Source organism: Bradyrhizobium sp. 14AA, from assembly GCF_054185205.1.
Genome location: NZ_JAVAYM010000002.1, coordinates 283,352 through 303,177, shown reverse-complemented (window position 1 = coordinate 303,177; position 19,826 = coordinate 283,352). Strand labels below are relative to the sequence as shown.

18 protein-coding genes and 1 pseudogene are annotated in these 19,826 nt (G+C 61.7%); 18 read left to right on the top strand and 1 reads right to left on the bottom strand.

Translation table 11 applies throughout. The annotated features are described in order from the left end of the window. The first annotated feature begins 48 nt into the window (after positions 1 to 48). From RAD15_RS06455 to RAD15_RS06405, 11 genes and pseudogenes are all read left to right on the top strand, one after another. A complete protein-coding gene (locus tag RAD15_RS06455; protein WP_458175549.1) occupies positions 49 to 420 on the top strand; it encodes a toxin-antitoxin system TumE family protein in 372 nt (123 codons plus the stop codon). Further along, a complete protein-coding gene (locus RAD15_RS06450) occupies positions 417 to 2,018 on the top strand; it encodes an HVO_A0114 family putative DNA-binding protein (RefSeq protein ID WP_458175547.1) in 1,602 nt (533 codons plus the stop codon). The genes RAD15_RS06455 and RAD15_RS06450 overlap by 4 nt, the downstream gene beginning before the upstream one ends. Before the next feature lie 208 nt (positions 2,019 to 2,226). Further along, positions 2,227 to 3,258, top strand: coding sequence for a hypothetical protein (locus RAD15_RS06445; RefSeq protein WP_458175545.1), 1,032 nt, complete (start codon positions 2,227 to 2,229; stop codon positions 3,256 to 3,258). Between the two features lie 147 nt (positions 3,259 to 3,405). Further along, positions 3,406 to 3,588, top strand: a complete 183-nt coding sequence (locus RAD15_RS06440; RefSeq protein WP_027555090.1) for a hypothetical protein — start codon at positions 3,406 to 3,408, stop codon at positions 3,586 to 3,588. 443 nt (positions 3,589 to 4,031) lie between these two features. Beyond that, a complete protein-coding gene (locus tag RAD15_RS06435) occupies positions 4,032 to 4,994 on the top strand; it encodes an ArdC family protein (RefSeq protein WP_458175543.1) in 963 nt (320 codons plus the stop codon). A 105-nt stretch (positions 4,995 to 5,099) separates the two neighbouring features. Next, positions 5,100 to 7,217, top strand: a complete 2,118-nt coding sequence (locus RAD15_RS06430) for a ParB/RepB/Spo0J family partition protein (protein ID WP_458175541.1) — start codon at positions 5,100 to 5,102, stop codon at positions 7,215 to 7,217. 183 nt (positions 7,218 to 7,400) lie between these two features. Beyond that, a pseudogene (locus tag RAD15_RS06425) lies at positions 7,401 to 11,721 on the top strand (strawberry notch-like NTP hydrolase domain-containing protein). Next, entirely contained in the window at positions 11,721 to 12,782 is a 1,062-nt protein-coding gene (locus RAD15_RS06420; protein WP_458175539.1) for a DUF7146 domain-containing protein, read from the top strand. The pseudogene RAD15_RS06425 and the gene RAD15_RS06420 overlap by 1 nt, the downstream one beginning before the upstream one ends. A gap of 336 nt (positions 12,783 to 13,118) precedes the next feature. Then, the gene (locus RAD15_RS06415; protein ID WP_458175537.1) at positions 13,119 to 14,042 is read left to right on the top strand and encodes a DUF2493 domain-containing protein; all 924 of its coding nucleotides are present in this window, start codon (positions 13,119 to 13,121) and stop codon (positions 14,040 to 14,042) included. A 43-nt stretch (positions 14,043 to 14,085) separates the two neighbouring features. Continuing rightward, positions 14,086 to 14,634, top strand: coding sequence for a hypothetical protein (locus tag RAD15_RS06410; RefSeq protein ID WP_458175535.1), 549 nt, complete (start codon positions 14,086 to 14,088; stop codon positions 14,632 to 14,634). 577 nt (positions 14,635 to 15,211) lie between these two features. Beyond that, positions 15,212 to 15,532: a DUF736 domain-containing protein gene (locus RAD15_RS06405; protein WP_458175533.1), complete on the top strand. Its 321-nt coding sequence runs from the start codon at positions 15,212 to 15,214 to the stop codon at positions 15,530 to 15,532. A gap of 104 nt (positions 15,533 to 15,636) precedes the next feature. Here the strand turns inward: RAD15_RS06405 and RAD15_RS06400 are convergent, their stop codons facing one another. Beyond that, positions 15,637 to 15,885 (bottom strand): helix-turn-helix domain-containing protein, encoded by a 249-nt coding sequence (locus RAD15_RS06400; RefSeq protein WP_126259268.1) that lies wholly within the window; start codon positions 15,883 to 15,885, stop codon positions 15,637 to 15,639. Positions 15,886 to 16,031: 146 nt separating this feature from the next. Between RAD15_RS06400 and RAD15_RS06395 the strand changes: the two genes are divergently transcribed. The 7 genes from RAD15_RS06395 to RAD15_RS06365 all read left to right on the top strand — a co-directional run bounded on the left by RAD15_RS06395 (position 16,032) and on the right by RAD15_RS06365 (position 19,823). Then, positions 16,032 to 16,304 (top strand): DUF2285 domain-containing protein, encoded by a 273-nt coding sequence (locus tag RAD15_RS06395; RefSeq protein ID WP_458175531.1) that lies wholly within the window; start codon positions 16,032 to 16,034, stop codon positions 16,302 to 16,304. Positions 16,305 to 16,469: 165 nt separating this feature from the next. After that, positions 16,470 to 16,664 (top strand): transcriptional regulator domain-containing protein, encoded by a 195-nt coding sequence (locus RAD15_RS06390; protein WP_092297058.1) that lies wholly within the window; start codon positions 16,470 to 16,472, stop codon positions 16,662 to 16,664. A gap of 67 nt (positions 16,665 to 16,731) precedes the next feature. After that, entirely contained in the window at positions 16,732 to 17,241 is a 510-nt protein-coding gene (locus RAD15_RS06385) for a DUF2285 domain-containing protein (RefSeq protein WP_458175529.1), read from the top strand. Between the two features lie 133 nt (positions 17,242 to 17,374). Then, positions 17,375 to 17,656 carry a helix-turn-helix transcriptional regulator gene (locus RAD15_RS06380; RefSeq protein WP_008561544.1) on the top strand — a complete coding sequence of 94 codons (282 nt, stop codon included), beginning with the start codon at positions 17,375 to 17,377 and terminating at the stop codon, positions 17,654 to 17,656. Between the two features lie 22 nt (positions 17,657 to 17,678). Beyond that, on the top strand, positions 17,679 to 18,560 hold the full coding sequence (locus RAD15_RS06375) for a replication initiator protein A (RefSeq protein ID WP_458175527.1): 882 nt from the start codon (positions 17,679 to 17,681) through the stop codon (positions 18,558 to 18,560). Between the two features lie 289 nt (positions 18,561 to 18,849). Then, positions 18,850 to 19,314, top strand: coding sequence for a DUF2840 domain-containing protein (locus RAD15_RS06370; protein ID WP_458175525.1), 465 nt, complete (start codon positions 18,850 to 18,852; stop codon positions 19,312 to 19,314). Continuing rightward, positions 19,311 to 19,823: a S26 family signal peptidase gene (locus RAD15_RS06365; RefSeq protein WP_458175523.1), complete on the top strand. Its 513-nt coding sequence runs from the start codon at positions 19,311 to 19,313 to the stop codon at positions 19,821 to 19,823. The genes RAD15_RS06370 and RAD15_RS06365 overlap by 4 nt, the downstream gene beginning before the upstream one ends. Positions 19,824 to 19,826: the final 3 nt, after the last annotated feature.

Here is a 19,826-nt window from a genome sequence, read left to right as displayed (position 1 = left end):
CCCACAGTGCCGGGAACCACGATCTTGAATTATATCATGGAATGATATATGTTGGGAGATAGCCAACTGGCCGTGCTGATTGACCAAGCCGGTATATGGTGCATGCCAAACGGCTGGCAGGTCGTTGTCCGAGCTGAATGGTGTGATATTACCTCAGGTCGACCTCACGGATTGTCCTACGCGTTGATCCTGAACGACGAGCACGGGCAACGGTTGTTGGGATTCGACAATTCGCATGGTTTCGACGGAGCGGACGATGACGATCCTTTCGATCACGAACACCGTTTCGGCAAGGTCGGTCAGCGCTTCCGATACGACTTCAAGTCACCCGCTATGTTGTTGACCGATTTCTTCGATCGCGTCGAGCAGGCTTGCAAGATCAGAAATGTGCCTTTTGAGTTCGAAGAGAGGGATCCATGAGCAAGCTCATTTCCGGGCAAACGCTGCGAGACCGACTCCTCGATCGCGTAAGTCGCCCCCCCGCTGTTCCATCAGACGCTTGGGTGCAAGTTCTGGCGGCCCCCGGCAATCGTGAGCTCCTGGGCCTCATTGCGCAGCACCAGCCCAAAAGCATCAGCGAACTGTCGGAACTGGCAGGGCGCGCACAGCCCAACGTCAGTCGATCGCTGACCGCGCTTATCCAGGCCAGTCTGGTGGAGGTCACATCGCAAGGCCGTGCGTCCGTCCCAAGTCTGACTGCGCTTGGGCGCGAGAAAGCGCGCGATTTTGGCTTGGCTGAGCATGTCTCCGAGCCGGCGATGGTGGCGTCCGATCATGTAATCGGGCCGGACGCGCCACATCTGTCGATCTCGTTTGCAGGCAGAGCGACCGACAATAGCGATGTCATGCCCGGAGATCTGGTGTTGACCCTCCCGCCGCGAGCGGATCACGAACCGATTGTCGCCAAACAAAGCGGAGATCTCAACGGAATTGTACTGCGCATACTCGATCACTGGTGGAGAATCTTCTACCGGCGGGATGCACCTTACAGAATTGGCGAGTTTAGTACCGTGCGTACCCCGTCTACGCGTCAGGTCTCGCTGGCGATAAGGTCCGTCGGTGATCGTGCCGAGCATATCGTGCGCTGGGCCGATGATGCGCCGTCGCGGCAAGAGCAGTTTCTGCAAACCGTCTCTCTCGATGCCTTTAAGCAGAACCTGCTGGATGATGTTCTGCGCCCCGCTGTCAGCGAGATGCGTAGCCGCGGGCGCTACGATCGCCCAATTCAGTCCAAACTAGCGCGCTTGGAAGACACGTTGTCTTACGAGCAGGACTTGGTCTTCGCTCGGACCGCCGGTTCGCTTGGAGAGTCGCCATACAACCTGACGAACGAATGGGCCCAGAAGGTCCGTGATCTCATCTCAGAGGTCCCGGACGAGGAATCGCGATTGGATTTCTGCTCAGCGGTCCTGAAGGACGGAATAGATGAGGCCGAGGCCTGGACACGTTCAGAAATCACCAAACAAGGCGATCGAAACGCCATGCCTGAACTGCGTGTGCTCTCCGAGGAACTTCGCGAAACGCCGGCGGAATCTCGCGCTCGCGCGTACCAGCGCGGTATCAGCATGGCAAAAAAACTACGTAAACATCTCAAGCTGTCGTCGGAGACCGGCATAGCAAACACGGTCAAGCTTGCAGCGATGTTTGGAGCCGGCGGGTTCGAGACTAGTCCTGCCGCTCCCTGTGCTCTGCGGGCATTTCAGTCGCAGACACACAATGTGCCAACAATCGTCGTCGAAAAAGAAACCGCCGCCGACACCAAGTTTATCCTCGCAAGGGCGATCGGCGATTTTCTTGTGTTTCGAAGCAAGGCATCATGCGTTGCAAATCTCTATACCGATCGGCAGGCAGTCGGACGCGCCTTCGCTGCTGAATTTATTGCACCCGCGGAGAGCGTGGTTCGCATGATCGAAGAAGATGACCAATCCGTGGAACGCGTCGCCGAACACTACGGGGCGCCAGCGCACGTCATTCAACATCAGTACGGCAACAATTCTAGACGCTTCATTGAGGCGTGATCATTCGGCGGGAGCCGTACCGGCAAGAGAATGGACCCTGGACCAGCCGGCAACGGAGGATTGGCCACTGCGGACCGCGCCATGACGATTGGTACGCCTTCAACACGCGACCTTCGGTAAAGTTGCAATGTCCCAGTCGTCTCTCTTCGTTCCTATGCGGCCCGATGACGAGTTGCATCCGCAATTTCGTAGTCTTGCGACAAGCCCCATGCACGCCCCCGCCCGGGCGATGATGCAAGCGGTCTTCGCCAACTTTCACGATGCCGACGGAAATTTCGTAGAGCAGTTCCAGACCAGTGGATTCGACGCTCGCACTTTTGAGCTCTACCTGCAGGCCCTCTTCACAGAACAGGGATGGACCATCGATCGTAGCCACTCGCGTCCTGACTTCTTCTTGAGAAAGGATGGCGTTGACGTCTTTGTTGAGGCAACCACGGCAAATCAAGCCGGAGATGGCATCAAGCCATACAAGATTGCGCCACCCGAAAGAACCACGATGGATATTCGGGCAAATCTGGCCAACGAAGTGCCGATACGGCTGGGAAGTCCTCTCTATAGCAAGCTAAAGAAGAAATATTGGGAGCTTCCTCATGTTGCGGGTCATCCGTTGATCCTCGCGATCGAAAGTTTTCACGAGGCGGGATCACTCTTGAATTCATCATCGACGCTTGCGTCGTATTTGTTCGGTCTCAGGCAGCGGTGGTATCACGACCACGATGGCAATCTGATCATCGAGCCTGACCAGATTGCCATGCACCGTATTCCAGGAAAGGAGATTCCCTCGGGCTTCTTTTTCCAGCCCGACGCGCAACATATCTCTGCGGTATTGTTCAGCAACAGCGGCACAGCGCCGAAGTTTAATCGCATGGGGCAAGAGGGGGCATTTCACAGCAATGCCGTTCGGATGATCCGCTATGGAACATGCTACCGCCACGATCCGAACGCGGCGCTTCCCGCGCCATTTGTTTATGAAGTCGGCGACGGCGAATGGCAGGAAACCTGGCGGGAAGGAACAACGCTCATCCATAATCCGGCCGCGCTTCATCCCGCGCCTGCGGGTCTACTAGGCGCCGGTGAAGAGCTGCGCTTGGAAAGCGGCCAAATCGTCGCAGATCTTGCAGAGCCGTTTCATCCCTATGGCTCGATCACACACAATTATCCAGGCGATATTTCCACCTCTCATTTGCAGAAGATCGTGAACAACCTCTCCGCGAAATTGATGCAGCTTCTTCCCATGTGACCACACCTGTTCGGGGGTAGGGCGACTGCGCTGCTCGCATCGTAAACGGACCTCTCCTCACTGTTGTGGAGGTGGCTCTAGCGGGGTTTAGGCGACTCACGCTATCCCATCATTCCCGAGCACCTCACTGCATAATGGGAAATAAAAATGGTTGCAGCCAACCGTGAACTGCCGGCCTCTGGTTACGCACTTGAAGTGGATGGCCGACTGAAGGCCGAATTTGCTACCAGAGACGGCGCCAGGGCAGGTGGAGAAGAACTGAAAAAGCGTTTTCCCATGCTTCAGATCAGGATCTATGACGCGCAGACGAATGCGCGCGAAGAAATCTAGATATTCCAACTGGTAGAATCGTCCGCTTGCGCGCGTGCGGCTTCCGCCGCACCGGGCTCTCGTGAACCGAGCCGCTTTGCGTCTCGGCCGCCGTGCGGCTTCGATCCCTCGCGCAAAGGGATGCGGAGTTCCTCGCCGGGGGCACTCGGGAAAGGGTCCCGCCGTCATGAAGTATGCCGGCGTCGCTATCACTGCCCCGTTCCCGGGTGCCCTCTTAACCGGTCTCGTCGCTGCACTCGGTCCCGCGTGCCGCCTTCGGCGTCGCTATGCTCACGCTCCTGCGGGTGCCATTTCTCAAAGGCGATGCGCTCTGGCGCACGCCTGATCAGGCCTGTGGCCTGGCAGATTGCGAAGAGGATGAGAGTAAGAGTGCAGGCTGGGTTTTTCCGTGACGGGTTACAAGCTGCGAGAGAGGCTCGCGACGCCCGTCGCGGAGACCCGCGATGTCAAGCCCTACTGCTTGCGCGCGCGCCGGCCAGGACCGGGCCAACCTCTATAACGAAATCACCGACAGGATCATTGCCGAGCTCGAGGCCGGACGCGTCCCCTGGGTTCAGCCCTGGGGTACTGTCGCGGCGAAAGCGGCACTGGCCATGCCGAAAAATGCATCGACTAACCGGCAATACAGTGGCGTTAACATTCTCATGCTCTGGGGAGCCGTGATTGAGCGCGGATTCACCGGGCAAAGTTGGCTTACTTTTCGTCAGGTCCTCTCGCTCGGCGGCCACGTTCGCAAGGGAGAGCGCGGCACCATCGTCGTCTACGCTGATCGTTTCGTGCCGAACGACGAAAAACGACGCGCCGCCGAGACCGGCGAAGACGCGCAGGCAATTCCATTCCTCAAAAGATTTACCGTTTTCAACAGCGACCAGTGCGAGGATCTGCCAGACGGCATTGCCACCGCTGCGCCGCCACCTCCGGCCGACCTCATCGAACCCACGGTCGACATCCTGATCAAGGCCAGCGGAATTTCATTTCGGATTGGTGGAGATCGCGCATTCTACGCAACGGCCGAAGACTACGTTCAGCTCCCGCCGCCGCAGGCCTATTTCGAACCCATCAACTGGCACCGCACAGCGCTGCATGAACTCGGTCATGCGACCGGGCACCCCTCGCGTCTTAATCGGGACCAGAGCGGATCCTACGGTACCAAGAAATATGCCTTCGAAGAGCTGGTAGCCGAGCTGAGTTCCGCGTTCAACTGCGCGTCGCTCGGGATCGTCCCGACCGTGCGTCATGCCGACTATATCGGCTCCTGGCTTGAAGTCCTGCGCGAAGACAATCGGGCCATCGTGCGTGCCGCGTCACAGGCAAGCAAGGACGCCGATTATTTGCTCGGCTTCGTTCCCGGGTCCATTGAGCACGCGGTGCTGGACTCGGTTGTCGCCAATCACGATGCGGCGTGATGCTTGCCCTCGTGTGGCCGCGCGAGAGTGAGAGGAGGGGAGGCTGTTCGCGACGGGTTGGAAGCCGAGAGAGAGTCTCGCGGCCGCCCGTCGTGGAGAGCCAAAATGACGAAAGCTGTACAAAAGATCACGCTGTCGCCTTCCCGGGACATCCCCTTCAACAAGCTCGTGCTCAGCCAGTCGAACGTTCGCCGCGTCAAGGCCGGTGTCTCGATCGAGCAGCTAGCGGAGAGCATCGCGCAGCGTACGCTTCTGCAAAGTCTGAGTGTCCGGGCCGTTGTTGATGCAGATGGCAACGAGACCGGCATGTTCGAGGTGCCAGCGGGCGGCAGGCGCTATCGCGCTCTCGAGCTCCTGGTGAAACAGAAGCGAATGTCGAAGACGCAGGCGGTGCCGTGTGTCGTTCGCGAAGGAGGCATTGCTGCGGACGATTCGGTGGCGGAGAACGATGAGCGGGTCGGCCTGCATCCGCTTGATCAGTTTCGGGCCTTCCAGACGCTCCGCGATCTCGGCATGAGCGAGGAAGACATTGCCGCGCGCCATTTCGTGAACCCTGCCATCGTCAAGCAGCGGCTGCGGCTGGCATCGGTGTCGCCGAAGCTGCATGAGGTCTATGCCGAAGACGGCATGGCGCTCGAGCAGCTCATGGCGTTCTCAGTCACGGCAGATCACGCGCGCCAGGAGCAAGTCTGGGAGAACGTCAGCCGTTCCGGGTACGACGAGCCATACCAGATCCGCCGCATGCTCACCGAGAACACCGTACGGGGGTCCGATCGCCGGGCTCAGTTCGTGGGCCTCGATGCCTATCAACAGGCGGGTGGTGGCGTTCTGCGCGATCTGTTCGAGCACGACGACGGCGGCTGGCTTCAGGACGTCGTGTTGCTCGACCGCCTCGTAACCGAGAAGCTCAGAGCCGAAGCCGAGACGATTGCTGCCGAAGGCTGGAAGTGGATCTCGGTCGCCCTAGACTTCTCCTACGGTCATACTCATGGCCTACAAGAAATCGAAGGAAAACCTGTCGATCTTTCACCTGAGGACCAGGCCACCATCGATGCCCTGAACGCAGAACAGGCCAAGCTCGAATCGGATTATCAGGATGCAGACGAGCTGCCCGACGAGGTCGATCAGCGTCTCGGCGAAATCGAGTCGGCGTTGGCGGCCTTCGAAGATCGGCCAATGTTTTACGAACCGACAGAGATCGCCCGAGCCGGTGTCTTCATCAGTATCGATTCCGAAGGACGCCTCTCCGTGGACCGGGGTTACGTCCGGCCAGAGGACGAGGTGCCGGCATCTGATCTTGATGTCGGGCAGGACGCCGACGTGTCGTCGACCGGAGGTCAAGAAGGGGGCCCTTCCGTCCAGCGCACGGTCATCGCGGTCGCGGGTAGTGCTCCCGATGCCGAGGATGATAATGAAGACGCGGCCAAGCTTCTGCCGGATCGGCTGATCACCGAGCTGACGGCGCATCGTACGCTAGCATTGCGCGATGCGCTGGCAGAAAATCCTCCGATCGCGTTCCAGGCGGTGCTGCATAACTTCGTGTTGACGGCCTTTTACCGGTTCGCATCGTCCGGGAGCTGTCTTGAGATCAGTCTTCGCACGCCGAACCTTCCAGCCCAAGCTCCGGGGCTGAGAGAAAGCGTCTCCGCTAAGGCCGTCGAGGCGCGACATGAGGCCTGGAAGGCACGATTGCCGAAGAGCGAGAACGATCTCTGGGATGCGCTGACGGCTCTCGACGGCGGCGCACAGGCATCCCTGTTCGCCCACTGTGCGTCATTTGCGGCCAACGCCGTCTATGAGCCGGCCAACCGCTACAATCAGGGCCGTGTCTCCGCTCACAGTGTCCGCACGCGTCTCGACCAGGCGGATGTGCTGGCGCGCGCGGTCGGGCTCGACATGGTGCAGGCTGGCTGGCGACCGACCGTCGACAACTATCTCGGCCGGGTCACCAAGCCGCGTATTCTGGAGGCGGTGCGGGAAGCCAAGGGCGATCCGTCGGTCCAACTGATCGACCATCTGAAGAAGGCTGAGATGGCAAAGGAGGCCGAACGCCTACTCGATGGCTCGGGCTGGTTGCCGGAGCCGCTGCGCCTCGTTGATCACGATGCGGCGCCGGTGGCGCAGGAGGGCGAAGCGGGCCCGCTGCCCGAATTCCTCGCCGACGAAGAGGATCAGGAGACCGCCAGCGACGATGATCCGCAACAGCTCGACGCGGCTGAGTGACATCACTGAGCGGGACGGCTCCGGCCGTCCCGCGGTTGCGTGGGGACCGGTGCGCAGCGCTGGTCCCCATTTTTATGGGCGAGGGTGAGAGGGAGAGTCAGGCCGGGAAGGGTTTGAGCCGTCGGGATCAGAGGAGAGCGCCTGATGGTTCGACCCGTTCCTGCTCTCCGAAAGAATCCTGCCATGACCGAATCTCTCGCCGGCGGCGCTGCCGCCGCGCCGCTTTCGTTGCGCGCCGCTGCAAGTTTCACCTCCGCCGCTGTTAGGGCCGCGCGACAGCTCCTGACCGAGCTCGAACGCGGCCGGCGCATCGATGCCGCTGTTCTGCGTTGCGCCATGGAGGCTGCCTTCGGCGCCTCCGACGCGGCCGGCGCCTGGAACTGGAAGGCCGCCTATGACGTCTGCGAGGCGGCAACCGTTCTGTTTCTTCGCAAGTTCGGACCGGCCATACGGGCCAGGGCTGGCTCGACGGCCGCCATGCTGCCGATGCTCGCGAAGGTCGCGAGCTGTTTGCCGACCCATACGCGGCGTTCCGAGGGCAGTCAGGCATTTCAGCAATTCTCGACGCCCATTCCGCTGGGACTGGTCGCATGCACTGCAGCCGGCATTACATCGGTTGATCGCGTTCTGGAGCCTTCCGCGGGGACGGGCTTGCTCGCCGTCTTTGCCGAGCTCGCCGGCGGCGCCCTGGTGTTGAACGAGTTGGCCGAGGCCCGCGCAGAACTGCTCGGCCATCTCTTCGCCAGCCTTCAGGTCACGCGGTTCGACGCCGCGCAGATCGATGACCACCTCGATGCGAGTGTCGCACCGAGCGTCGTCCTAATGAACCCGCCGTTCTCTGCGGTGGCCAATGTCGATCGACGGATGGCGGATGCAGCTCTCCGCCACATCGCTTCGGCGCTGGCGCGCCTCTGCGACGGTGGACGCCTCGTCGCCATCGCCGGTGCAGGCTTCGCGCCGGATAACCCGACATGGCGAGATGCCTTTGTTTGCCTCCAGGAACGCGGGCGCGTGGTGTTTTCTGCCGCGATCGACGGCGCCGTCTACGCCAAGCATGGCACTCAGACGGATACGAGGCTGCTTGTGATCGACAAGCTGCCCGCTGCCGATCCGACGGCTTTTCCTGCCTCGCCGGGCATGGCGGCCGATGTCGCTACCTTGCTTGGCTGGGTGAACCAGCATGTGCCTCCACGGCTGCCCGTCGCATCGCCATCGGAAATCGTTGCTATCGGCCGGCCAGCGATGTCGCGATCGGTCGGCACAATTGCACCACGCTCATCGTCCACTTCGAGAGACCCCGCGCCGGTAGCCGCAGAACTGATCTACGAGACGGTCGAATGGTCGTCGCCGGAAGGCGCCCGGCTGACCGATGCGCTTTATGAGGAGTATGGATTGCAGTCGATCCGCATTCCCGGATCGTGCGCACATCCGACCAAGCTCGTGCAGTCTGCGGCGATGGCGTCCGTTGCGCCACCGAAGCCATCCTATTGTCCGCACCTGCCGGCCAATATCATGGACGACGGAGTCCTGTCGGATGCTCAGCTGGAGAGCGTCATCTATGCCGGCGAAGCGCATTCTGAGTTCCTGGCAGGCTCCTGGACGGTCGACGCGACCTTTGATGTTGTGGCCGCAGCGCGCGACGACGCAGAGAATGCCATCCGCTTTCGCCGCGGTTGGTTTTTGGGCGATGGCACCGGGGCGGGCAAGGGGCGGCAGGTCGCCGGGATCGTGCTCGACAATTGGCTCAAGGGCCGTCGCCGTGCCGTCTGGGTCAGCAAGTCCGACAAACTGATTGAGGACGCGCAGCGCGATTGGTCCGCGTTCGGCATGGAGCGGCTGCTTGTTACGCCCTTGTCTCGGTTTCGCCAGGGCACCCCGATCCGGCTTTCGGAAGGCATCCTTTTTACCACCTACGCCACGCTACGGACCGACGAGCGCGGCGAAAAGCTTTCGCGTGTCAGGCAGATCGTCGAATGGTTGGGTTCGGACTTCGACGGAGTGATTGTCTTCGACGAGAGCCACGCCATGCAGAATGCGGTCGGGGGCAAGGGCGAGCGCGGTGACCAGGCGGCCTCTCAGCAGGGGCGTGCTGGCCTCAGGCTCCAGCACGCCTTGCCGAATGCTCGCGTGGTTTATGTGTCGGCGACGGGCGCTACCACGGTTCATAACCTCGCTTATGCCCAACGCCTCGGCCTTTGGGGCGGCGCTGACTTCCCGTTCGCCACCCGTGCCGAGTTCGTCGAAGCGATCGAGGAAGGTGGGGTCGCGGCCATGGAGGTGCTGGCGCGCGACCTCAAGGCGCTCGGTCTCTACGCAGCCCGCTCGCTCTCGTACGAGGGCGTCGAGTACGATCTCGTTGACCACCAACTGACGCCGGAGCAGGTTCGCATCTATGATGCCCGCCGGTGCGTTCAGCGTCATCCATAATAACCTCGATGCGGCGATGCGGGCCGCCAACATCACCGGCGCAACGGGAACGCTGAACGGGCAAGCCAAGTCTGCGGCACGCTCCGCTTTCGAAAGCGCGAAGCAGCGCTTCTTCGGCCACCTCCTGACTTCGATGAAGACCCCGTCGCTGGTCCGATCGATCGAGCACGATCTTGAGGCTGGACACGCGGCAGTCATCCAGATCGTGTCGACGGGCGAAGCGCTGATGGAGCGCCGGCTCGCCGAGATCCCGACTGAAGAGTGGGGCGACGTCCAGGTCGACATCACGCCGCGCGAGTATGTCCTCGACTATCTCGCCCACTCCTTTCCGGTCCAGCTCTACGAGCCCTTCACCGACACGGAGGGCAACCTCTGCTCGCGGCCTGTCTATCGCGACGGCCAGCCGGTCGAGAGTCGGGAAGCCGTCGCACGACGCGACCGCCTCATCGAGAAGCTTGCATCACTACCGCCGGTACCTGGGGCACTGGATCAGGTCATCCAGCGCTTCGGCACCGAACTGGTCGCCGAGGTGACGGGCCGCTCGCGCCGCATCGTTCGCAAGGGCGACCGGCTGGTGGTGGAAAATCGAGCCGGTTCAGCCAACCTCGCCGAGACCTCGGCTTTCATGGACGACGTCAAGCGCATTCTCGTGTTCTCCGACGCCGGCGGCACGGGGAGGAGTTACCATGCCGAACTGTCGGCCCGGAATCGCCGTTTGCGTGTCCACTACCTGCTCGAGCCCGGCTGGAAGGCCGATGCCGCGATCCAGGGCCTCGGCCGCACAAACCGGACCAACCAGGCGCAGCCGCCCCTGTTTCGTCCGATTGCGACCGACGTGAAGGCCGAAAAGCGCTTTCTCAGCACCATTGCTTGCCGGCTCGACACATTGGGAGCCATTACCCGTGGCCAGCGCCAGACCGGAGGGCAGGGGCTCTTCCGGCCAGAGGACAATCTCGAAAGCCAGTACGGGCGTGACGCGTTGCGTCAACTCTACACGCTGCTTGTTCGAGGCAAAGTCGATGGCTGTTCGCTCGAACGGTTCGAGGATGCGACCGGCCTGAAGCTGACTGACGCCAATGGGCTCAGGGATGACCTGCCGCCGATTACGACCTTCCTGAACAGGTTATTGGCGCTCACCATCGACCTACAGAATGTGCTGTTCACCGCCTTCGAGCAGCTCTTGACCGCTCGCATCGACGGCGCGGTTGCATCCGGCACCTACGACGTGGGGTTGGAAACCCTCCGTGCTGAGAGCTTCGTCGTCACCGACCGGCGGACGATCTATGACCATCCGGGCACCGGCGCCGAGACCCGGCTGCTCACGGTCACCCAGCGCCAGCGCAATCATCCGGTGCGTCTGGATGACGCTCTTGCTCGTCTTTCCGATCGTCAGGCCGTCCTGCTGGTCAATGAGCGCTCGGGACGAGCCGCCGTGCAGGTCCCCGCGACGAGCGTCATGCTCGACGACGGCGAGATCGAGCGGCGCGTCCGTCTGATCCGGCCGATGGATCAGCACACGGTCCCCTTGACCATGATGGTCGAAAGTCATTGGGACGAAGCGGATCGAGCACGCTTCGCCGCGGCCTGGGCGGCGGAGCTTGCGGAGGTGCCCGAGTTTACGGAAAGCACGATCCACGTCGTAGCGGGCTTGCTGCTGCCGATCTGGAAGCGGCTACCGAACGAATCGACCCGCGTCTATCGGCTTCAGACGGATACAGGCGAACGCGTCATCGGTCGTAGGGTTTCTGCCGCGTGGGTCGCAAACGTCGTTACGACGGACGCACCTTCGCTGACGCCGGACGCTGCCTTTGCTGCACTGATGGAAGGACGGACGGTCCTCGACCTCGCAGAGGGACTTCAGCTTCGCCGCGTCCGGGTGATGGGTGCACATCGCATCGAGCTGTCGGGATTCAACGACACGATGCGCGATCGCCTGCGGGCTTACGGCCTCTTTGGGGAGATCATCTCCTGGAAGCTGCGCATGTTCGTACCCACGGACGCGAGCGGTGTGGAGGTCCTGTCGAGGGTGCTCGACACCTATCCGGTTACGGGCGTCAGTGAGCGGGAGGCCGCGTGATGTCCGGCGATGTCTCCGAACTGGCACGCCGCCTCGCGCGCGAGGCCGAGGCGGTGTGCCGACACTATCTCCCCAATGGTAAGCGGGCGGGGCGGTACTGGGTTGTTGGCGACGTCCACAACACCCCGGGCCGCTCGTTGTTCGTGCGGCTGCACGAATCGCCGAAAGGGCCCGCCGGCAAGTGGACCGATGCCGCGACCGGGGAGCATGGCGATCTCCTCGACATCATCCGCGAAAGCCTTGCCTTGCGAGACTTCCGCGAGGTCGCCGAGGAGGCGAGGCGCTTTCTGAAGCTGCCTCGTTCTGAGGAGCAATCACTCCCAAGACCCGTTCGTCCAGTCTTGCCGGCCGGATCGCAAGAAGCCGCCCGTCGACTTTTTGCGATATCCGGTCCGATCGAAGGGACGTTGGTGGAAACGTATTTGCAACGTCGGGGAATAAACCAAATTCACCATGGTGGTAGCCTGCGCTTCCACCCACATTGCTACTACCGACCGGACGAGCATTTACCGACTGAAACCTGGCCGGCGATGATAGCCTCCGTCACCGACCTTGAGGGACGGATCACCGGCGTGCATCGCACCTGGCTAGATCCACACGGCTTCGATCGCGTGCGGCTCGGTAAGGCTCCGATTGACACGCCACGGCGGGCTATGGGCGACCTGCTCGGCAACGCCGTTCGCTTCGGCGTGGTCGATGGTGTGCTTGCAGCCGGCGAGGGAGTCGAGACCATGCTGTCACTGCGTAACGCACTGCCGACGCTGCCGATGGCCGCAGCACTTTCGGCCAATCATCTCGCAGCGATGATACTGCCATCTGGCCTGCGCCGGCTCTATATCGCCCGCGATGACGATGCCGCCGGAGATGCCGTGCAGGCTATTCTCACCCAGCGCGCAGAAGCCGCCGGCATTGAAGCGATCGCATTGTCGCCTCGGCTAGGCGACTTCAACGAAGATCTGCACATCTTCGGCCTCGATGCCCTCCGAGCAGCGTTGCTACTTCAACTCGTACCGGAGGACCTCGTCCGTTTCCTGCATTCGTCGATGGCAACCGCGGAATAGCGCCAAGAATTCGATTGGCGTCGACAGGTCGGTCGCGGTGCGGCCACTGCCGGAAAAGCACGCGACCACGGCCTTCTAGAGGGCGATCGGACGGCAAGCGGCTCGGGCCGGCAATGGCTGCGTCCGGCTATTTTCCGCCGCGCCGGCGACGAGAAGACACATTAGCCATCTGGCGAGCGCGCTTTGCATCGCGAAGCAAAATAGCCGGCCTCCGCCATCCTCCGCTGCGCTTCGGCCCTCCGCTCTGCTCCGGGTTCTGGCCCGTTCCGCCTGCCGTCTGAGTGATCGCCGCGAAGGCCGCGATGGTCGCGGCCGATCCGGCAAAGGATCGCCTCCATGACCGACCACGATGACATCGAACCACCGCACGCCGCATCTGCGACCGAACACGTTCTTACCGAATTGCAGCTCTTCGGGTACCGCCCCTTCGACGACCAGCCCGATCCACGGCCACTTCCCGAGGGCAGGATCATTACCGGTGCCGTCGCTGACATCTTCGATGCCCTGGTCGCCACGTTGAGCGACACGCGGCTCGAGCCGGACCTCGACGATCTGCTCTGGTCGACCGTCAACCTGTTCCATCGTGCCGTCGACCGCATCGGACGCCAACTCGACGACAACGAACAGGCGCAGCAGAAGAGTCAGCGCGAGCAGGACGGCTCCGAAGTTCGATCAGTCGAACTCGAGCGCGTGACGGCGGAAGGCATCACACTGATTGAGCGCCGCAATTGCCTGGAGCTCTTCCGCGACCAGGCCATAGAGCGCTTCGAGACTCACACCGGCTCATTCTGGCGCCCCCGATCGGGATCGCTGGCGAACCATCGTACGCTGACCGCTGCGATGATCGACTCCCGCGACTTCATCGCGGCCAAGCGCCGCGCCGAGACCGAGGTCATACTGCCCTCTGGGCCAAAGATCGCGCTCACTGGAGGGCTCGACTTCAACGATCATCACCTCATCTGGGATCGCCTCGACAAGGTTCATGCCAAGCATCCCGATATGGTCCTGCTCCATGGCGGCTCCCCGAAGGGTGCCGAACTGATCGCATCCAAATGGGCGACGATCCGCAAGGTACCTCAGATCGCCTTCAAGCCTGATTGGACGAAACATGCCAAGGCAGCACCGTTCAGGCGCAACGATGCCATACTCGAACTCCTGCCGATCGGCGTTATGCACTTCCCTGGCACTGGAATCCAGGACAACTTAGCCGATAAGGCGAAGCGGCTCGGCATCCCAGTCTGGATGTTCGGCGGCGCGTGAGCGCCGTCTTCTCGACTCCAAGCCTGCGAGGCGTGAATTGCTCATGCCGCAACTCCGCCTCGTTTCGGTCTCATATCCAGAGTTGCGCCGTGGTGGTGGTGGAAGGCGCGACTGGTACATCTATGCACATGGAGCCACCACCATGCTCGCTATTGGGCTTGTTCTCAACACACTCGGCATCGGCCTATTCTGCTGGGCGATTTTCGCGCTCGCAGTGTATGCCCTGCCGTTTTTCGTCGCCCTGAGTATCGGGATGATAGCGTTTCAGGGCGGCGCCGGCCTCCTTGGCGCGCTGCTTATCGCAACGGCCGGCGGTGCGCTGACGCTCCTTCTTGGCCAAGTCGCCATTGCTGTTACTCGGTCGATGGCCCTGCGCATCGCGATTGCGACAGCATTCGCTGTTCCCGCCGCCGTCGCCGGCTATCATGTGGTGTTCGCCGTGTCCCAGATCGGGGTGCCTTCGCTGGCTTGGCGTGAGGTCTTCGCTTGCCTGGGCGCGGTTTGCATCGGCGTTACATCATGGGCGCGCTTGATGGTTTTGGCGGAGGCCCGCCGGTTGGCGCCGAGTGGGGTGGTGGAGAACCCGTCCTAACCGGTTCTTACGGCCGCATGGGGCGAGGAATGACCGTTTCCCACCTTCATCGTCAAACAACTTCGCGTAGATCGGCGCGTTGAACGGGGATGATCGAGACTTGAGCGCGGCAGAGGCAGTCCTCCTCGGAACTCCTCAACCAAACCGCCGGCATTTCGGTTTGGCCCGCACAGCCGGGGCAGAGCGATATTACTTCGATCGGTTCTTGGGAGACGATGCCGCCCTTTACAGCAGATTGTTTCTCTTTCCGCGCTGAATCGTTCCAACCTCTTGTTCGTCAAAACCGAGATAGCCACGCTTCTCCAGAGATTGTGGTTCAGCACGCGGACGCACGTGGCCTCGTTGATGGCTTGATCTGGCCGAAGACCGGCTTCGCCTCGATCGTCTGAGCCGCAACGCCGTTGATGCGACTTTCTTCCCCTGGGCTGCGCCCATTCCTCGCGAGACAAGAAAGTCGCCACAACGGCGTCCTCCGCTGCGCTCCGGCCCGAGCGGGTGCGTCGCCGATCGTCTTCGGCCCTAGATCGCCATCGAGGCCACGGTGGTCGCGGGCTCGAAACACAACAGGAGAAGTGACATGGCTAACATTGGTTCTTTCAAGAAGGTCGGCAACGATTTCCAGGGCGAGATCGTCACCCTGAGCCTGCAGGCCAAGGGCGTCCGCATCGTCGCCGAGACCAACCGATCCAACGACAACGCTCCCAGCCACCGCATCTATGTGGGTCGCGCGGAGATCGGCGCGGCCTGGTCGAAGCGCTCCGAAGAGGGCCGCGACTACCTCTCGCTCAAGCTCGATGACCCCTCGTTCAACGCGCCGATCTACGCGAACCTGTTCGACGACGACGGCGGTGAAGGCTACACCCTGCTCTGGTCGCGGCCGCGCAAGACCGGCGAGTAGGCCCACTCCATCAAGCCCCGTCCGGTCCGCCGGGCGGGGCTTCTCATCCTTCCAGGCATCAGTGACCGCAAACTTGGCCGCCGGATCGAGCGGCTCGACATCAATCACTCGGCCTGTCCCCGAGTCTTCTTTTTGGCGCTTGTGGGCGGGCGAGTGAGCAGATCGGCGGCCTCGACACCCAGGCTGCGCGCGAGCCGATCGACAACGTCGATACCCGCCGCGTAAACGCTTCGCTCGAGTGCGCTGATATAAGTGCGGTCAATTTCAGCACGATGGGCCAATTCCTCCTGTGACAAACCACGGGCCTGCCGGAGCTTCCGCAAATTGATTGCAAGTATCTCGCGTATATCCATACGCGAGAGGGCATGTCCTTGAAGAGTATTTCACCACGGAGTATTCTCGACAAAACGCCCTCCGGACGGCTCCCGCGACAGCTTTAACGCTTCTGCTCCTTCCGGCCCGCGTGTTAGAAATTGTCTAATCTAAGGCGTGGAGTCTTATGAGGAAGCCGCCGCTCGACCCAGACGTCGCCGATGCTGCGCCTGCAGATCAAATTCTCACTGCCTACGATGAGCGGCATGTGGTGACCTACATGCGCCTTCTGCAGGCCGAAAGCGAAGGGGCTGACTGGATGGAAGTCGCTCGAATCGTGCTGCATATCGACCCGGTGCGGGAGCCGGCCCGTGCGCGAAGCGCATATCAGAGTCATCTTGCCCGCGCCAAATGGGTGACCGAGCAGGGGCGCCTCTTGCGCAGCACCGGCTCAAAATAGAAGAAAATCGCCGGCTGGCGACTTGCAGGCAGAACTATTTTCTTTTGCTGACCGGTGGTCATTCCGGTGCACCACGTGGTGCCAAACTAGGGGCTTCCTACAACCGCTTCGTTCATACCTATTGCGCCGCAATCGTTGTTAGCAGCGTGCAATGGGACGGAAGCAATGCCTGAATTCGACTGGCGGTCGCCGGATTCCTACAAGAGCCTACAAGACGCGGAAGTCACCGACATCGCCTGGGAATGTCTCCGCCGCAACGCCGACTATCGGCGTGAGTACGAGGTGATGATTGCCAACAGTCCGAACGGCGAAGTGACTGACGAATTCAGGAGGAAATGGGGCATCTGCTTTCGCCCATGACCCGCAGAGATCGTTCGACGAGCAGACGATCTTTTGGGCGCCGGAGGTTCTAGCGGCGGTCGTTCCGGTGACGGTTGCCTCGGCGGCCGATGGCGGTTCGACGTCTCAGCCACTGCTTGACCTTACAGCTGGCCAGGCGCGCCGCGCCGTCGACGGCTGGCATGCCGTGCTGCGCATCGATGCGATAGATCACCGTGTCTGGTCCAAAGAGCCGCCGGTGCTTGGCGCGTCATATGCAGCCGAATTGCCTTTTGATGGTGATTTCGACGCGCGTGCGTATGCAGCCCGCCGGCTGTGGCGCGCGATGAATGGACGCGCGCCAGGTCCTGCCTTTCACCAACTATCTAAACAGCGGCGCGAACGCCTGAGCGCAGCGATCCGTGCGCTTGATGCTCGCAGCGATGGCGGAAGCTATCGCGTTATCGCCGAAGCGCTCTTCGGCAAAAAGCGCATCCCCGATCGCGCCTGGAAGACGCATGATCTGCGCAATCGAACGGTCCGCTTGGTGCAAGGCGGCCTTGCGTTGATGCGCGGCGGTTACCGCAAACTCCTGCGCCCCGGGCGCAAGGACGAGTAGCGCAGTCCCCAGGGGGTGCCGAAAATCGCCCCCTCCATATTCGGCATCCCCCTCCGAGATCCTGCTCCTCCATGATGACCGCACACACGCCGACCTAGCCAAGCGTGGTGCTCTGTCCTCCTGGAGTCCTCAAATGCCCGATCCGATGGCCGGTCTTCCCCCGCGCTTCCTGCGTACACCTGAGGCCGCCCGCTATCTTGGCCTGTCCGGCCGCACGCTGGAGAAGCACCGCACATACGGCACCGGCCCCACCTATCGGAAGATCGGCGGACGTGTCGTCTACGCCGTCGATGATCTGAAAGCGTGGGCCGACCGCGGCGCCAAGACCTCGACGTCCGATCCCGGGAAGGGGACGGTACTGCCGGCGAAGAAGCATCCTGCGCTGCGCCCGTATGCGGGCCAGGAACGTCGCTGATCGCCGCATGAGAGCAGTGACCATGCGGCGCAAACACCGTTCCGAGCGCGATCAGCTTGAGCTTTTTCGGGCGTTGCCCGGAGATCTCGCGCCGCGCGATGCGCAGGATCTGATGGCTTACCCGTTCTTTTCGCTCGCAAAGACGAAACGTGTCGTGCCGATCGATTTCCGTGCCGGTGCGGTCGCAATTCGTGTCGAAGCCGTGCCGGAACACGGCATGGCGACCATCTGGGATGCAGACGTTCTGATCTGGGCCGCGTCTCAGATTGTCGAAGCCCGTGATGCAGGCTTGAAGACCTCGCGCTTGATGGCTGCAACGCCTTACGAAATTCTGACGTTTATCGGCCGCGGCACCAGCGCACGTGACTATGACCGGCTGAAGGCGGGTCTCGACAGACTTCAGTCAACGACCGTGCTGACATCGATCCGCCAGCCGGCAGAACGGCGACGGCACCGCTTCTCCTGGATCAACGAGTGGAAGGAGACATCCGATGCAAACGGACGTCCATTCGGACTCGAGCTGATCCTGCCGGATTGGTTCTACGCGGGCGTAATCGACGATGCGCTCGTGTTGACGATCGACCCCGCCTATTTCCAGCTCACAGGCGGGCTTGAGCGCTGGCTTTACCGCCTCGTGCGCAAGCACGGCGGTCGGCAGGATGGCGGCTGGAGCTTTGACCTTGTGCATCTCCATGCGAAGTCCGGCATCCTCTCGCCGCTCAAGCACTTTGCTTACGACGTGCGCCAGATCGTCCAGCGTCAGACATTGCCCGGCTATCAGCTCGTGCTCACGCGCGACCCGAACGGCATCGACCGGCTGAACTTCACGCCAACGCCTGTTGCTCCCTTAACGGCACGCCTGCGTCGGCGCGGTCTCATTCCAAATTCGGAGGACAACCTGTGAATCAGCTCGTGCTATCAGGGACCGCAACCCTCGTGCTATCGGGGACCCGATCCTCGTGCTATCGGGGACCGGAATCGAGCTTAAGAGCTTGTTTCTCCGCACTTTCCGGCCGCTCTAACTTTACTAACCAGAAATCCTTCGGATTTCTTCTAACGGACCAGGCCGAAAGACGCGCTGGCGGCGCTCGGCAACGGCAGTCCGACAGGCCAGCCTGCCTTTGCAGGCCATACACACTCTCCACCGAGCCCCAAGCTCACGGCTGCCAGCTCCTGCGTCAGGGAGTGGCCGCATGAGTGATCTCACTGAAGTGGAAGTGCTGTGGCTCGAGAAGCGTATCGAAAACCGCGTTCGGTTCGGTCGTATCGTCAAGGAACGGAAGCTTGATCGCCACCGGCGCGTCCTGTCGTTTGCCCCCGGCAGCATCTTTGCGTTCGTCCGTTGGACTTCCAACGACTTCGGCACGGTCATTTCGCGGATCGACATCTTGCGCGCAGTCGCACAGGGACAGCGCTGCTCGACCGTGCCGTACGTGAAACCCGGCGGAGAGATCATACTGCGGCTCTCCGGTTGGCCGAAGGTCGAACGGGTGCTGCAAATGACCGATGCCATAGAGGCGCTCGGCATCGATCCGGCTGACGTCGCGCCTGATCATTGGCATCACGTTCACAACCGCCTGTCCGTCAACGAAAACCCGCGCCCGTATACGAAAGCGCGCCATCAGGCCTGGCTTCATCGCCAAAAGGTGATGCGATGACGGGACGCCTCATGATGCTGGCCGTGACGATTGGGGTCGCTGCTGCGCTCATCGCGACGATCGTCCTGGAGCCGCTTCCGCTTTACATCTGGAACGCATCCGCGAGCGTGCCGATCGGTCTCTACCGCCTCCGACCGGCGGATCAATTCCAAGTCACTGAATTGGTCGCCGTGCAGCCGCCGGAACCGCTCGCGACTTTCCTCGACCTTAACGGCTATTTGCCCATTGGCGTACCCATGCTGAAGCGCGTGCTCGCCCTTCCGGGGCAGAGTGTTTGCAGAACCCGCCTCACGATTTCGGTCGACGAGATTGCGGTGGGCGAGGCGCGGGACCGCGACGGACGCGGCCGGCCGCTGCCGAAATGGCAGGGCTGCCGCGTCGTCGGTGACGGCGAGCTGTTTCTGATGAACTGGCAGTCGGACGACTCTCTTGACGGCCGGTATTTTGGATTTCTTCCGGCATCTAGCGTGATCGGCCGCGCGATGCCGGTGTGGACGTGGGAGGAGTGATCG

Coding starts and splice junctions, on each gene's coding strand:
- RAD15_RS06455 (WP_458175549.1), top strand. CDS start 49: ATGTTGGGAGATAGCCAACTGGCCGTGCTGATTGACCAAGCCGGTATA.
- RAD15_RS06450 (WP_458175547.1), top strand. CDS start 417: ATGAGCAAGCTCATTTCCGGGCAAACGCTGCGAGACCGACTCCTCGAT.
- RAD15_RS06445 (WP_458175545.1), top strand. CDS start 2,227: ATGCACGCCCCCGCCCGGGCGATGATGCAAGCGGTCTTCGCCAACTTT.
- RAD15_RS06440 (WP_027555090.1), top strand. CDS start 3,406: ATGGTTGCAGCCAACCGTGAACTGCCGGCCTCTGGTTACGCACTTGAA.
- RAD15_RS06435 (WP_458175543.1), top strand. CDS start 4,032: ATGTCAAGCCCTACTGCTTGCGCGCGCGCCGGCCAGGACCGGGCCAAC.
- RAD15_RS06430 (WP_458175541.1), top strand. CDS start 5,100: ATGACGAAAGCTGTACAAAAGATCACGCTGTCGCCTTCCCGGGACATC.
- RAD15_RS06420 (WP_458175539.1), top strand. CDS start 11,721: ATGTCCGGCGATGTCTCCGAACTGGCACGCCGCCTCGCGCGCGAGGCC.
- RAD15_RS06415 (WP_458175537.1), top strand. CDS start 13,119: ATGACCGACCACGATGACATCGAACCACCGCACGCCGCATCTGCGACC.
- RAD15_RS06410 (WP_458175535.1), top strand. CDS start 14,086: ATGCCGCAACTCCGCCTCGTTTCGGTCTCATATCCAGAGTTGCGCCGT.
- RAD15_RS06405 (WP_458175533.1), top strand. CDS start 15,212: ATGGCTAACATTGGTTCTTTCAAGAAGGTCGGCAACGATTTCCAGGGC.
- RAD15_RS06400 (WP_126259268.1), bottom strand. CDS start 15,885: ATGGATATACGCGAGATACTTGCAATCAATTTGCGGAAGCTCCGGCAG.
- RAD15_RS06395 (WP_458175531.1), top strand. CDS start 16,032: ATGAGGAAGCCGCCGCTCGACCCAGACGTCGCCGATGCTGCGCCTGCA.
- RAD15_RS06390 (WP_092297058.1), top strand. CDS start 16,470: ATGCCTGAATTCGACTGGCGGTCGCCGGATTCCTACAAGAGCCTACAA.
- RAD15_RS06380 (WP_008561544.1), top strand. CDS start 17,375: ATGCCCGATCCGATGGCCGGTCTTCCCCCGCGCTTCCTGCGTACACCT.
- RAD15_RS06375 (WP_458175527.1), top strand. CDS start 17,679: ATGCGGCGCAAACACCGTTCCGAGCGCGATCAGCTTGAGCTTTTTCGG.
- RAD15_RS06370 (WP_458175525.1), top strand. CDS start 18,850: ATGAGTGATCTCACTGAAGTGGAAGTGCTGTGGCTCGAGAAGCGTATC.
- RAD15_RS06365 (WP_458175523.1), top strand. CDS start 19,311: ATGACGGGACGCCTCATGATGCTGGCCGTGACGATTGGGGTCGCTGCT.